Annotated in this window: 14 protein-coding genes; 6 read left to right on the plus strand and 8 right to left on the minus strand. The window is 68.8% G+C overall.

Going from position 1 to position 13,311, the window contains the following annotated elements; genetic code table 11:
- The first annotated feature begins 19 nt into the window (after positions 1–19).
- Entirely contained in the window at positions 20–589 is a 570-nt protein-coding gene (locus tag M1L58_RS08510; protein ID WP_248658552.1) for a TetR/AcrR family transcriptional regulator, read from the plus strand.
- Positions 590–595: 6 nt separating this feature from the next.
- On the opposite strand, the gene M1L58_RS08515 is transcribed toward M1L58_RS08510, so the two are convergent.
- The 5 genes from M1L58_RS08515 to mrf are packed head-to-tail and all read right to left on the minus strand — an operon-like array spanning position 596 to position 4,084.
- Positions 596–1,315: a type 1 glutamine amidotransferase domain-containing protein gene (locus M1L58_RS08515; protein WP_248658553.1), complete on the minus strand. Its 720-nt coding sequence runs from the start codon at positions 1,313–1,315 to the stop codon at positions 596–598.
- 51 nt (positions 1,316–1,366) lie between these two features.
- Positions 1,367–2,200 carry an SDR family NAD(P)-dependent oxidoreductase gene (locus tag M1L58_RS08520; protein ID WP_248658554.1) on the minus strand — a complete coding sequence of 278 codons (834 nt, stop codon included), beginning with the start codon at positions 2,198–2,200 and terminating at the stop codon, positions 1,367–1,369.
- Positions 2,190–2,438: a hypothetical protein gene (locus tag M1L58_RS08525; protein WP_248658555.1), complete on the minus strand. Its 249-nt coding sequence runs from the start codon at positions 2,436–2,438 to the stop codon at positions 2,190–2,192. The genes M1L58_RS08520 and M1L58_RS08525 overlap by 11 nt, the downstream gene beginning before the upstream one ends.
- A 31-nt stretch (positions 2,439–2,469) precedes the next feature.
- A complete protein-coding gene (locus M1L58_RS08530; RefSeq protein ID WP_005200408.1) occupies positions 2,470–2,721 on the minus strand; it encodes a type B 50S ribosomal protein L31 in 252 nt (83 codons plus the stop codon).
- A 31-nt stretch (positions 2,722–2,752) separates the two neighbouring features.
- Positions 2,753–4,084 carry a ribosome hibernation factor-recruiting GTPase MRF gene (gene mrf / locus M1L58_RS08535; RefSeq protein WP_248658590.1) on the minus strand — a complete coding sequence of 444 codons (1,332 nt, stop codon included), beginning with the start codon at positions 4,082–4,084 and terminating at the stop codon, positions 2,753–2,755.
- A gap of 145 nt (positions 4,085–4,229) precedes the next feature.
- Here mrf and rpmB point away from each other — a divergent pair, with 145 nt between their 5' ends.
- Genes rpmB through rpsR form a run of 4 tightly spaced genes read left to right on the plus strand, consistent with a single transcriptional unit; the run spans position 4,230 to position 5,212 of the window.
- A complete protein-coding gene (gene rpmB, locus M1L58_RS08540) occupies positions 4,230–4,466 on the plus strand; it encodes a 50S ribosomal protein L28 (RefSeq protein WP_005200411.1) in 237 nt (78 codons plus the stop codon).
- Positions 4,466–4,630, plus strand: a complete 165-nt coding sequence (gene rpmG, locus M1L58_RS08545) for a 50S ribosomal protein L33 (RefSeq protein ID WP_005200413.1) — start codon at positions 4,466–4,468, stop codon at positions 4,628–4,630. Before rpmB ends, rpmG begins: the two co-directional genes overlap by 1 nt.
- The gene (gene rpsN / locus M1L58_RS08550) at positions 4,630–4,935 is read left to right on the plus strand and encodes a 30S ribosomal protein S14 (RefSeq protein WP_005200415.1); all 306 of its coding nucleotides are present in this window, start codon (positions 4,630–4,632) and stop codon (positions 4,933–4,935) included. The genes rpmG and rpsN overlap by 1 nt, the downstream gene beginning before the upstream one ends.
- A gap of 22 nt (positions 4,936–4,957) precedes the next feature.
- Positions 4,958–5,212: a 30S ribosomal protein S18 gene (gene rpsR, locus M1L58_RS08555; protein WP_005200417.1), complete on the plus strand. Its 255-nt coding sequence runs from the start codon at positions 4,958–4,960 to the stop codon at positions 5,210–5,212.
- 91 nt (positions 5,213–5,303) lie between these two features.
- On the opposite strand, the gene M1L58_RS08560 is transcribed toward rpsR, so the two are convergent.
- The 3 genes from M1L58_RS08560 to M1L58_RS08570 all read right to left on the minus strand — a co-directional run bounded on the left by M1L58_RS08560 (position 5,304) and on the right by M1L58_RS08570 (position 12,501).
- Positions 5,304–10,790 (minus strand): ATP-binding protein, encoded by a 5,487-nt coding sequence (locus M1L58_RS08560; RefSeq protein WP_248658556.1) that lies wholly within the window; start codon positions 10,788–10,790, stop codon positions 5,304–5,306.
- A gap of 308 nt (positions 10,791–11,098) precedes the next feature.
- Positions 11,099–12,265 (minus strand): DUF4190 domain-containing protein, encoded by a 1,167-nt coding sequence (locus tag M1L58_RS08565; protein WP_248658557.1) that lies wholly within the window; start codon positions 12,263–12,265, stop codon positions 11,099–11,101.
- 56 nt (positions 12,266–12,321) lie between these two features.
- On the minus strand, positions 12,322–12,501 hold the full coding sequence (locus M1L58_RS08570) for a hypothetical protein (RefSeq protein ID WP_040536992.1): 180 nt from the start codon (positions 12,499–12,501) through the stop codon (positions 12,322–12,324).
- A gap of 124 nt (positions 12,502–12,625) precedes the next feature.
- On the opposite strand from M1L58_RS08570, the gene M1L58_RS08575 reads away from it, so the two are divergent.
- The gene (locus M1L58_RS08575; protein WP_006868452.1) at positions 12,626–13,147 is read left to right on the plus strand and encodes a peptidylprolyl isomerase; all 522 of its coding nucleotides are present in this window, start codon (positions 12,626–12,628) and stop codon (positions 13,145–13,147) included.
- Positions 13,148–13,311 lie beyond the last annotated feature (164 nt).

The raw sequence follows: 13,311 nt of genomic DNA on the forward strand, positions 1-13,311 counted from the left end.
TCCCGCTATGGTCTTGTCCATGGCCCGAAACGACGAACGACGCCGAGCCCTCGCCGATGCGGGACTGACGGTGCTCGCGACAGCGGGTGCACGCGGACTCACCCACCGCGCAGTGGATCGGGAGGCGGGCGTTCCCCAGGGGACGACGACGAACTACTTCCGCAACCGCGCAGCGTTGCTCCAGGGGCTCGTCGAGCGCATCGGGGAGCGACTGGCGCCCAGCGACGAGTTCATCGCCGCACGGGCCGGCCAGCCACCCAGTCGGGCGCTGTTCGCACAGTATCTGCGCAACATCGTCGAACGGCTCCTCGCCAACCGGGAGGTGACGATCGCCCTCATCGAGTTACGACTCGAGGGCATCCGCCGCCCCGAGGTGGCCGAGATCATCGGGGAGTGGCGTCGGACAGGCTTCGCCGGCGACGTGGCGTTCAACGAGCAGGCGGGCCTGCCCGGGTCCGCGCACGAGATCGCGCTCTTCCACTACGCCGTCGACGGGCTGGTCCTCGACCGGCTCACCGGGCCACTGATGCCCGACGAGTCGCTCGCCGACATCGTCGACGCGCTGATCGACGGGTTGCTTCCGGCCTAGCGGCCGCTACGCGGATTCTTCCGCGGCCTTCTTCACGCGATGCAGGACCTCGCGGGCCAGCTTCTCCGACGACGCCGGGTTCTGTCCGGTCAGCAGGTTGCCGTCGGCCTGGGTGTGGACCGTCCACGGCAGGCCGAGCGTGACCTTGAAACCCTCTTGCGTGAGCCGGTTCTCGAGGAGCCAGGGCGCCTTGTCGGCGAGTCCGGCCTGCTGCTCCTCGGCATTGCCGAAGCAGGTCACCGTACGACCGGAGAAGGCATTGACCCCGTCCTCGCCCTTGGCGGCCAACAGGATCGCGGGTCCGTGACACACGATGCCGATGGTCTTCTTGGCCCGGTCGGCGGCGATGAGAAGCGCTCCGGCGTCGGTGTCCACCGCGAGGTCCTCCATCGGTCCGTGGCCGCCGGGTACGAACACCGCGTCGTAGTCGGTGACGTCCACGTCGGACAGGGGGATCGGATTCTGGAGTTCGGGGGCGGAGTCGATCACTTTCCGGAGCTCGTCGGCGCGCTCGACGGATCCGGCGGCGTCCGGGCTGAGGCTGCCCTCGTCGACCGGGGGACGCACGCCGCCCGGCGTCGCGACGGTCACCGCGAATCCGGCCTCCCGGAACACCTCGAGTGGCGCGACCGCCTCCTCGGCCCAGAATCCGGTCTTGTGACTCGATCCGTCGTTCAGCGTCCATGCGTCGGCGCCGGTCATGACGAAGAGAATGTTCTGTGTCATCGTGCCCTCCTTCTGTTGGTTCGACCCTGCAGCCGGGATGAACTGCACGGGTCAGGTGAGCCCCGTGAGTTCTGCCGACTTCTCCCACAACCCGTCGATGAGCTTCTGGTCGTGGGCCTGCCGGTTCTCGAGGCCGTTCGGCTTGTGGCGGCTGAAGTACACGCCGTTGATCGACGGATCCGCCCCGCGTTCGGCGAGGGCGATCAGCGGTGCGGCGCCCTGCTCGGGGGTGATGGTCACCAGGCGGGTGATCGGGGAGCGATAGGCGAGTCCGACGAAGCGCGAGTCCCGTCCGAAGCTCGTCGCAGCCGGACCCGGATGTACTGCGGCCGAATAGATCTTGTCGTCGGTCCAGCGCTGCGAGATGCCGCGGGTGAACAGGATGTTCATCAGCTTCGCCGTGCCGTAGGGACGGAGGGCCAGTGCTCGCCGGTTCTCGAAGTCGAGGTCGTCGAGATCGACGCTGCCGGCCAGATTGCCGACGCTCGCCGTGTTCAGGACCAGCGACGAACCGGCCGCGGCCAACCGGTCGCGCAGCAGGTGGGTCAGCAGGAACGGGGCGAGGTGATTGATCTGGAAGTTCGGCTCGTGGCCGTCCGCCGTGCGGTCCCTGTGATCGAAGGTGCCGCCGGCGTTGTTCATCAGGACGTCGATGGACTCGACGCTGCCGGAGATCTGCGCGGCGAGATCACGCACCTGGGCGAGGTCGGCGAAGTCGGCGGTGAACGACGTCGCGCCGGTCTCGGCCGCGATGGGCGCGAGTTTCCTCGGGTTGCGGCCGACGAGGATCAGGTTCGTCGACGGCCCGGCGAGCGCGCGGGCCGCGATGGCACCGATGCCGTCGCTGGCGCCGGTGAGGACGATGGTCCGCTTCTCACTGGCCATCTGCGGTGCCCTCCGATCCACCGACTGCGTGATCCTTCGGGGCATCTGTATCGGCCGGCGACGCGTTGTAGGCGGCCTTCTCCTCCTCGATGCGCTTGGTCTCGCCGATCGGGGAGTCGTCCGCGCCGGGGAGCACCGAATGCGGGCCGTCCGGCTCGTCCGGCTGCTCGGGCATGTCGGGGTCGGTCGTCAGTTCGTCCGCGGTGGTCGTCCAGTGGTGCTGTTCGTTGTCCGACATCCCTCCACCCTGCCCGAGGATCGGACGTGTGTCACTGATTCAGGTGCGGATAGCGTCGATGGAACTTCTCGACGCGTCCCGCGACATCCGGGATCGTCGCCACTCCGGTGTAGAACGGGTGTGAGGCACTGGTGACGTCGACGACGATGAGCGGGTAGGTGTTTCCGTCCGACCACACGCTCGTCGCCGACGAGGTCGCGGTGGATCTGGTGAGGAACTCGGTTCCGGTGGATGCATCCCGGATGATGACCGGGTGGTAGTCGGGGTGGATGTTCTTCTTCAAGGTGATCTCCTTGCCGGTGGCGGTGTCGGTGTCAGTGGTCGTCGAGTCGGTGGTCGGACGAGTCGCCGGTCGCGGGACTGTCGGCCATCGGGATCTCGATGTCGTCGACGTCCTCGCACGGGTCCGCGTGGAACCGGCCGAACGGGTCGTCGAAGGTGTTCCAGAACTGTTGTCCAGCAGCGAATTCCACATCGTTGACGCAGGCGTGACGCAGCGCCTCGTCGATGTCGTCCGGATCACCGCGGTGCACGAGCACGACCAGCGAGGAATGGCGATCCCCGAAGGTGTCGTCCCATCGCAGTGCACCGAGCGCCCGCCGTTCGGGCTCGACCAGCGCCAGTTCGTCGTCGTCCATCGCGGCCAGCCACCGACCACCCGGCGCGACGCGTAGCCCGCCGCCGGCCGACTCCAGCCACAGCGCCTCGTCCGGCTGGGTCGCGACCCACAGGCGTCCTCGTGCGCAGACCACTCCGTCCAACAGTGAGTCGATCGCATCGTGCAGGCGGCCCGGGTGCAGGGGCCGGTCGGTGTGGAACTCCATCCAGGTGACACCGCAGTCGGGGTCGAGGGAAGGCTGGTCGACCAGGAGCGGGTCGTGCGGCCCGTCGATGCGCCCCCTCCGCGATGAAGGCGGGATCGCGGCGACCAGCTGCTGGACGAGCAGGGGAGTGAGCGGCCGCTCCGGCAACTCGAACATCATCGGAGCCTTGGGTGCCAGTCGCTTGAGGACGGCCATGAGGCGAGCTGACTCCCAGGCGTCCCGGACGGCGGGATCGCAGCCGACGACGATGAGGGCGTCGGCGAACCCCACTTGCCCGACGGCGACCTGGGCGAGGGTGCGCTCGTCGTCGGGCGGAACGGGCAGAACCTCGCACAGTCCGAGATCCCCTGTCGCGTGGTGCAGCCAGACATCCTCTGCGACAGCAGCGATCGTCGATTCCACCCGGACGTCGAGACCGGCAGGTGCCCCGGGGATGCCGGGCTGGTCGTCGACGACGACATGCTCGATCGACCACGCGATCCGTTCGGGTTCCAGGATCGGGTCCAGGGTGAGGACGATGCGTCGAACCGACCGTCGCCGGTGAAGGCGTCGGAGCAAGGGCAGCAGGTCCTCGCGCAGCGTGCACGACACACAACCGTGGGCGAGTTCGATCACCGTCACCCCTTCGCGGCGCCGGCCATCGGACTCCCGCCAGGTCAGGGTTCGCACCACGCGCCCGTCGCCCACCCCGCTCAGATCGTGGTGGACCTGCAGCGTTCCGGGATCGGACGTCAACGCGTCTCCGACCCGGCGAGACGTGGGTCGGTCCAGGCCGGTCACCAGGATGACGGGCGTTCGGTTGTCCGCAGGGAGGAATCGCATCTGCCCGTCGGCGGGGTTCTGGTCACCGGGGTTCAGGTCGTCCACGTCCACGCTCCACACTATTGAGAATCATTTCCATTTGCGTCCGGTCGACGGTAACGTGTCGGCGACGCTAATGCCAATCATTGTCAATAAGGAGGACGCCATGTCTCGTCGATGCCAAGTCACCGGGCGCGAACCGGGCTTCGGCAAGCAGGTCTCGCATTCCCATCGGCGCACATCTCGTCGCTGGGACCCGAACATCCAGCGCAAGCGGTACTTCGTGCCCAGCGAGGGGCGGTACATCACCCTTCGGGTCAGTGCGAAGGGGATCTCGACCATCGACCGTCACGGGATCGAATCCGTGCTGCGCACCATGCGTGCACGCGGGGAGAAGATCTGATGGCGCGCAACGAGATCCGGCCCATCGTCAAGCTCCGGTCGACGGCCGGCACCGGATACACCTACGTCACCCGCAAGAACCGTCGCAATGACCCGGATCGGATGGTGCTCCGCAAGTACGACCCGGTCATCCGTGCCCACGTCGACTTCAAGGAGGACCGCTGATGGCGAAGAAGTCCAAGATCGTCCGGAACGAACAACGGCGCGAGGTGGTGGCCAGATACGCCGACCTCCGCGCCGAACTCAAGCGGACCATCGTCGCACCCGACTCCACCGGCGCCGAACGGGCGGAGGCCCAGCGACGCTTGCACGCCCTGCCACGCGATGCCAGCCCGACGCGCCTGCGCAACCGGGACGCCATCGACGGCCGGCCCCGCGGCTACATCGGCAAGGCCGGGTTGTCGCGGGTCCGGTTCCGCGAACTCGCGCATCGCGGTGAGCTGCCCGGCATCCACAAGTCCAGCTGGTGAACCACCCGAACAGGAGGCGTTTATGAAACGCAGACCACGCCGCGACGACGAACGTCCGGTCCGCAAGAAGAATCAGCTGTCCGCGCTCGGCGTCCGGGCCGACGGCCGGAACCCGGTGGACTACAAAGACGTTCAACTTCTCCGACAGTTCCTCAGTGACAAGGGACGGATCCGGAGTCGACGGCTCACCGGCCTGACACCGCAGCAACAGCGCCAGGTCGCCACCGCGATCCGCAACGCCCGGGAGATGGCGTTACTGCCCTACAACTCCCGCTGAGTCCCGCGGAGAGCACAATCGCCACCTCTGATCAGGAGCGCCATCCGCAGATGGCGACACCGACCGGAGGTGGCGATTGTGGTTGTGAGACTTAGGAACTCACGGCATGTGAGTCCTTCTTACCCCAGGCCGGGGAGTTCTCGATCGCACCGATGATCCGCGGGCGCAGCTCCTCGGCGCGGATGACCGCGTCGACCGAACCGACCTCGACGGCGCGCTGGATGCTGTGCACCTTGTCGAACTCGGCGGCGATCTCGCTGATCTTCTCCGCGCGGACGGACTGGCGGATGTCGGCGAGCTCGGCGTTCAGGCTCGAGCGATCGGTACCGGAGGCCTCGGCGACGCTCGTCTCCAGCTCGCGGACGCGCGGATCGGCGGAGACACGCTTCGCGACCTCACCGGCGAACACCACCGCGGCGGCCGGCGCGCCACCGAGCACAGAGGCGAACGATCCGTCGATGGCCAGCACGGTCATGTTCGGGTTCAGCGCCTTCGAGAACACCACGAACGCACCGCCGTGGTAGCGCGAGATCACGCAGAACACGATCGGACCACGGAAGTTCACGATCGCGCGACCGATCTCGGCGCCGTACTCGAGCTGCAGCTTGCGCATCGACTCCGGCGAACCGTCGAAGCCCGACAGGTTGGCGAGCACGACGAGCGGACGGTTGCCGCTGGCCACGTTGATCGCCCGGGCGGCCTTCTTCGACGACTGTGGGAACAGGGTGCCCGCGGTGTAGGTGTCCGGACCGTCGGTCGGCTTGTAGCCACGACGCGCGACCTCACGCGACTCGATGCCCAGCATGCACACCGGGATTCCGCCCAGATGGACGTCGCACACGACGGCCGTCTCGGCGTCGGCCATGCCCGCCCAGCGCTCCAGGACGACGTGGTCCTGGTCGGCGACGGCGCGCATGACGGTGCGGATGTCGAAGGGCTTCTTGCGATCCGGGTTGTGCTCGCGCGAGAAGATCTGACCCACCGTGGTGAAGTCGCTGCCCGCGAGGACGTGCGGGTAGTCCGAGACGTCGCGGTCCGACGGATCGGCCGTGTCCGCCCGGCGCGGGGTGCCCTCGCCCGGAAGCACATAGGTGTGCTCGTAGTGGGACATCAGAACATCGCGGGCCGCACCGAGATTCGGTGCCCAGTACTGTGCCTGGCCGTTCGGGCCCATCACGCGGTCGAAGCCGCCGATGCCGAAGTTGTCCTCGGCCGAGACGCCGCCGGAGAAGTCCAGCGACTGCTTGCCGGTGAGGACCATCGCCGAATCCGGGGTCATGACCAGGATGCCCTTGGTGTGCATGAGCATCGTCGCCTCGGCGTTCCAGTACGGCTGCGCACCGACGTTGATACCCGCCACGACGATGTTGATCTCGCCGCCGTCCTGGGTGTACTCGACGACGCGCTTCAGTGCACGCGCGACCCAGTCCATGTTCTCGGTACCGGAGTCCATCGAGATCCGGGCACCCGAGGACAGGGCGTACCACTCGAGCGGCACCTGCATCTGCTCGGCGAGATCGAGCGCGGCGATGACGCGGCTGCACTCCGGTTCGGACAGTGCGCCAAGCGATTTGGTTGGATCGCCGAGCAGGACCACGCGGGTGACGCCCTCGGGGAACTTCTCGGTCGGGGTGGTCACGACACCGGCGACCATCGCCGCGGTGTTACGACCCTTGGGGCGGTCGACCGGGACCAGGCGATGCTCGGCGTCGAGATCGTATTCGGTGAAGTCGCCGAGGATCTCGGCCAGCTCGTACGGGTAGACGGTGTTGCGGGCCGCGGCGCGCTTGACCTTCTGGCGGTATTCGTCGACGGGCTCGATCGGCGCGTCGGACGGATCGCCGACCTTGACGTCGAAATCGCCGGTCGCGTTGAGCGAGAAGCGAACCGAGACCTTGACGAGTTCACCGGTCTCGGGGTTGCGACGACGCGCGATGACCTGGACCTCTTCGAGGCCGATACCCCGTGTGACACCGCGGATGTGGCCGGAGATCATGTCGAGGATCTCGGGATCGTCGTCGATCGGCGGCCACACGTACAGGATGATCCGGTTGGTGCTCGACGGCCGGGCCGCACCACGCTGGGCACGACGGATCGAGTCGGCGCACGAGGCGAGCGTCGCCTCCGCGGTGGGCAGGGTCAACAGACGACCACCCGGCTCGCGGACCGCGGTGAGGTCGCGGACCTGGGCGAAGGCGATGAGTCGTTCGTCGGACGGGTTCTCCCGTGCGACACAACGGAAGAGGTACACCTCTTCGTCGTCGGCGGAAGGCAGACGGGTGAGATCGAACTTCCGCAGACGCTCCATCTGCATCCGCTGTGCGATGTGCGGGTGGAGACCGCGGATGAGCCGTTCCTCCGCCATACCGGTCGCGGACGGGCGGAAGGTGACGTGATGATGCATCCGTGCATCGCCGCTGCCGGCCACGGTGATCGTGACGCGATGGACCTGCGGGGGCAGTGCGGCGTTGGAGACGATCTCGTGCAGCGTCTCGGCGAGCACGTCGAAGCCGCTGGGCTGCTGCTCCCAGCTGAGGTAGATGTCGGCGTCCACCGCGGCCGCACCGCGGGCGAGTTCGCCGAGACCGTTCAGAGCCGCCGGGAGGCCGGCGAAACCGACCGCCGCCGACATCAGGCTGCCGCTCTCACGGTCGGCGACGACGAAGGTGGTGCCGCCGGCCTCGTGGTTGCGGATGTCGGAGAGACCCTTGTTGCCGTAGTACCGACGGGTCAGGACCTCCAGCATCACCCGGTTGTCGGTGGTGCCGCGCTCGATGCGCTGCCCGAGGAGACGGACGAGCGGCTCGGTGCTGCGCACCATGTTGTCGACGCGCTCGTCGCGGTCCGCGGCGTTCGGATTCTCGTCGAGGTATCGCAGCTGCTTGCGCACGTTGCTGTAGACGCGGGCGCGGTCGCGGAGCAGCAGCGGCTGGCCGTACCAGGCGTAGACGACGCCGCGGGCGAGGTCGGCGATGGCCGGGTAGCGCATCTGGGTCGCGGCGATCAGGCGGTCGAGGGCGGGGCCCACGTCGTCGCGCAGTTCGTCACGCGGCGTGGGCTCCTGCAGCCACTCACGCAGCAGGGTGGTGATGACGGTGACCGAGCCGGCCGGGTTCTGCAGGGCCAGGAAGATGCGGAAGACCGCGGCCTCGAGTTCCGGCGTCCGGTCGAGTTCGGTGACGCCGTAGTGCCGCAACGCCCGGCTGAGCTGGTCGTGGAAGGCGGCGGGCAGACCGTCGCGCTCCACGTCGAGGCTCTGCAGGTAGGTGTGGAAGTTCTCGCGGGCACTGTGCACGTGCTCGACGCCGACCTCGTCGCTCGACGGGCGGTTCTGGCTCAGCTCGGCGAGGTCGGCGAACACGGTGATGAGTTCGAGCTCGTCGGCGAGGGGCCGGCGGCCGCTGGCCATCACCGCGCGCCGCACCGCGAGGTAGTCGTCGAGCAGACGGGTGGCCTCGTTCGCGTCGACGTCGAAGCCGAGGAGCTGGGCGCGCAGGTCCTCCTGCGTACGGGTGGTGCGTTCGTGCGCCTCGACCTCGGGTTCGGCGGGCAGGTCGAGGTCGACGCCCGCGACCTCCTCCGGGGCCTCGTCGCCGTCGTCGTCGGCCAGCGGCTCGAGACGCAGCAGGGTCGCACCGGTCTCGACCTGGGTGCCGACCGACACCAGGCTCTCCTTGAGCCGCGAGCGGACCGGCGCACGCAGCACGGTCTCCATCTTCATCGACTCGAGGACCAGCACGGGTGCGCCCGCCTCCACCTCGTCGCCCACCTGCAGTGGCGTGGCGACGACGAGTGCGGGTGCCGGGGAGCGGACGACGCCGCCCTCGTCTCGGCTGACGCGGTGGGTGATGCCATCGACGTCGACGAGGTGAACGGGTCCGTGGGTGTCGGTGACGAGGCGGAACCGCTCACGGTTGACCACGAGCTGGGCAGCGTGGTCGTCGAAGCGTTCGAGTTCGACGTCGGCGGTGTGGGTCTCGTTGCCGGCCTCGATGCTCACGCGGAATCGATGCGCGCCGATGCGAGCCACGCGGACGCGGTAGCCGGCACCGCGCAGCTTGAGGTCGAGGGGACGGCCGCTCTCGTGCTGGACCTGCGGACGGCCGCCCGAGGCGGTCGACATCAGGCGCTGCTGCTCGACCTTCTCCTCTTCCTCGTAGGCGTCGATCGCCGCCGCGGTGAGCGCGATCGCCGAATGCTGATTGGCGACGAGGCCGCCCTCGGCGCGGATCCGGTCGATCCAGCCGGTGTCGGCGCTGCCGTCGATGACCTCGGGCTGGTCGAGCAGCTCGAGCACGAAGGACTTGTTGGTCGAGCCGCCGGCGATGATCACGCGCGTCTCGCGTACCGCGCGGCGCAGGCGGCCGAGCGCCTCGTCGCGGTCGCGACCGTAGGCGATGATCTTGGCGATCATCGAGTCGAAGTCGGCGGGGATGGTGTCGCCCTCGCTCACGCCGGTGTCGACCCGGATGCCCGGGCCGGCCGGAAGTTCGAGGAGGTTGATGCGCCCCGGCGCGGGAGCGAAGTCGCGGTCGGGATCCTCGGCGTTGAGGCGGGCCTCGATGGCGTGGCCGCGTTCGGTCGGCGGCTCACCCTCGAGCTTGCCGCCCGACGCGACGTGCAGCTGGGCACGCACGAGGTCGAAACCGTTGGTGATCTCGGTGATCGGGTGCTCGACCTGGAGGCGGGTGTTGACCTCGAGGAACGCGAACAGCTTCTCGCCCGGGTGGTACAGGAACTCGACCGTGGCCGCACCGCGGTAACCGACAGCGACGGCGAGGCGCTCGGCGGAGGCCTTCAGCTCGGCGACCTGCTCCTCGGCGAGGACCGGCGACGCCGACTCCTCGACGACCTTCTGATTACGACGCTGCACGGAGCAGTCGCGGACGCCGAGCGCCCATGCGGTGCCCTGACCGTCGGCGATGACCTGTACCTCGACGTGGCGCGCACCGGTGACCAGGCGCTCCAGGAAGACGACGCCGCTGCCGAACGCGCGGGCGGCCTCGTCGCGGGTGCGCTCGTAGGCCTCGCGCAGTTCGTCGTCGTTGTTGACCACGCGGATACCGCGTCCGCCGCCGCCGGCGGTGGCCTTCAGCATCAGCGGGTAGCTGATGTCGGCGGCCGCGGCGAGCGCGTCGTCGATGGTGTCCACGGCGCCGCGGCTCCACGGCGCGACCGGCACGCCGACCTCCTCGGCGATCAGCTTGGCGCCGATCTTGTCGCCGAGCTTGCGCATCGCGTCCGGCGAGGGGCCGACGAAGGTGACGCCGATCCGCTCACAGAGTTCGGCGAAGACCGGGTCCTCGGCGACGAATCCCCAGCCGACCCACGCCGCGTCGGCGCCGGTCTCGAGGAGGGCGCGCTCTAGCACCTTCATGTTCAGGTACGGGCGCGACGCCGCGGGACCGAGGTCGTAGGCGATGTCGGCCTCACGCACGAACGTGGCGGCGGCATCGACATCGGTGTGCAGCGCGATGACCTCGATCGCCTGCCCCGTTTCGGCGGACAGGCCACGGACGGCATGGATGAGGCGCATTGCGGCCTCGCCACGGTTGACGATGGCGATTCGGGAGAACATCACCGACTCCTTCGGTTCGTCGTGCCGAGGATGTTTTCGGCACACGCGAGGTGGTTCAACAGATCGATAGTTGCGGACCGAAGCCGTTACGCGCGAGTACGTTCACGCGCGTCGGCATCGGGTCGTCGTGACCGGCGGCTCACCTGGACCGGGAACGCGCTGGGTGGAGACCCTTTTCGGCTATCAGATCTTCCTACCGAAACAAATCGCGATTCGGCACCGATCTGCGATCTCCGCGCGGCGAATTCGTGCCGAACGGGCTGAGACCTGGGTCATACGCAGGACGTCGCACCGGGTACGAAGCGCGGTCAGGCGGCGAAGAGGATCCAGCTGTAGACCAGCAGGCCGAACACCAGGATGCCGAGGTAGGCCCAGCCCAGCCAGATCGCGACGTTGGCGAACGGCAGTCCGGACTCCCCGCGGGTGCGTCGAATCTGTGCCCGCGCGCGGTAGCCGAGCACGAGACCGATCGGGAACGTGATGCCGAGCCCGGACAGGATCAGGGCCCACACGGCCAAGCGATTGAGGCGGGGGCCGGACTGGGGAGCCACGTTGTCCTCCGGATCGTCCTCGAATGCTGGGTTGGTGTTTGCAGAGTAGGCCTGGGACACGGGTGCCACCGCCGTACGGTCGTCGTTGCCGGGCGTGTCGTCGTTCTGCTTCGCGGGGGCTGCCGGGCCGGCCGGTGGCTTGACGAACACGGTGGCGTCGGCCGCGTCGGAGCGCCGGGTCTCGCCGTCGACCGCGTCGGGGCGCGACCGGGGAGGTTCCGGACGGGAGGGTGCCGGACCCGGACGGGCACCGAGCGCGTCCGGGTGCGGTGTGCCGGTCCTCTGTGTCGGATTGTTCTGCAGCGGACTTCCCTGTGGCGCACCGGGATTGGCGTTCGGGGGCGGGCGATGCCCGGCCGGGGGACGCCCGGCGGGATTCAACGGTCCGGGGTTGCCCGGCGGAGTGCCGGGAACCGACCGCGGCCGCGGGCCGGTCGTGTAGGCGCCGGCCGGACGTGGGGGAGCGCCCGGGTCACCGGCCGGGCCGGGACCGTTCGAACGCGGAGGTTGCGGACGGGGGCCGCCGGGCTGGCCGGGGCCGCCCGGACCCGGAGGACCGGGAGGACGGGGACCGCCGGGCGGGGGACCGGGCCGCTGAGACGATGCCGGACCGCCGGGACCCGCCGGACCACCGGGCGGCAGTGGCCCGCGAGGGACGGGACGTCCCGAATCCGGCAGGTCGCGTCCGCGGGGCGGCGAGGGTGCGCTGATCGGCGCGCTCGGCACGCGCTCCCAGGGTGCGGTGCCGTGGGATCCGCCGGTGGGAGCCGGGCCCGACGAACCGGGGCCGGTAGGGCCGGGCCGGATCGATTCGGTCTCGCGGGGCTTCGCGTCGTCGGACATCGACCACAGCTCGCGTGCCCGCTCGGACGCACCACCGGGAGAGGTGGGCGTGTTCGGAGAGCGCTCGTCGTCTGAGGTCACGTGTTCAAATTACCTGTGGATGCCGCCGACGCCCGGATCGACCGTCGGCGATGTCGTCACGAGGCCTGTGATTCCGTGCTCTCCGCGAGGGCCTCACGGACCTCTTCGACGCGGGGAACGGTCGGCGAGACCGGCGGCGGATCCTGACGCGTACGGCGCAGGATGGCGACGCCGACACCGGCGGTGAGCACCGCTGCGAGCACGGTCAGCGCGGCGACGAGGTAGTTCTTCGGCATGTCGACCAGAGTGCCAGCCCGGCCCCCGCCCGTGCCACCTCCGGCGATGTGACCCTGCGCGCGCAGGTGGGGTCGAGAGCCACGTCTCGACCACCCAAAACCGCACAAGTGGTTGGATGGAGGGGTGACCACTCAGAAAACCTCCGCAGTCATCCACACCAACCGCGGCGCCATCAAGGTCGACCTGTTCCCGAACCACGCGCCCAAGACCGTCGAGAACTTCGTCGGCCTGGCCGACGGGAGCAAGGAATACAGCAAGCCGAACGCATCCGGCGGCAACTCCGGCCCGTTCTACGACGGCTCGGTCTTCCACCGCGTGATCGCCGGCTTCATGATCCAGGGCGGCGACCCGACCGGCACCGGCATGGGCGGCCCCGGCTACCAGTTCGGCGACGAGTTCCACCCCGAGCTGCAGTTCGATCGTCCGTACCTGCTCGCCATGGCGAACGCCGGCCCGGGCACCAACGGCTCGCAGTTCTTCATCACCGTCGGCCCGACCCCGCACCTCAACCGTCGCCACAGCATCTTCGGTGAGGTCACCGACCCCGAGTCGCAGCAGGTCGTCGACGCCATCGCGACCACGTCGACCGATCGTCAGGATCGCCCGCTCGACGCCGTCGTCATCGAGAAGATCGAGGTCAACTGACCTCTCCGGAACACACCGCCCCGCAACGGGCGGTGTGTTACCGGCATCCCGACCGCCCCACCGGCCTGTCCTGCAGCCGGTGCGGGCGACCGGCATGTCCGGACTGCCTTCGACCGGCGTCGGTCGGCCAGCATTGTCTCGACTGTCTTCGAGGTGATGGTGTC

It is taken from the genome of Gordonia sp. C13 (assembly GCF_023218005.1).
GTDB lineage: Bacteria > Actinomycetota > Actinomycetes > Mycobacteriales > Mycobacteriaceae > Gordonia > Gordonia namibiensis.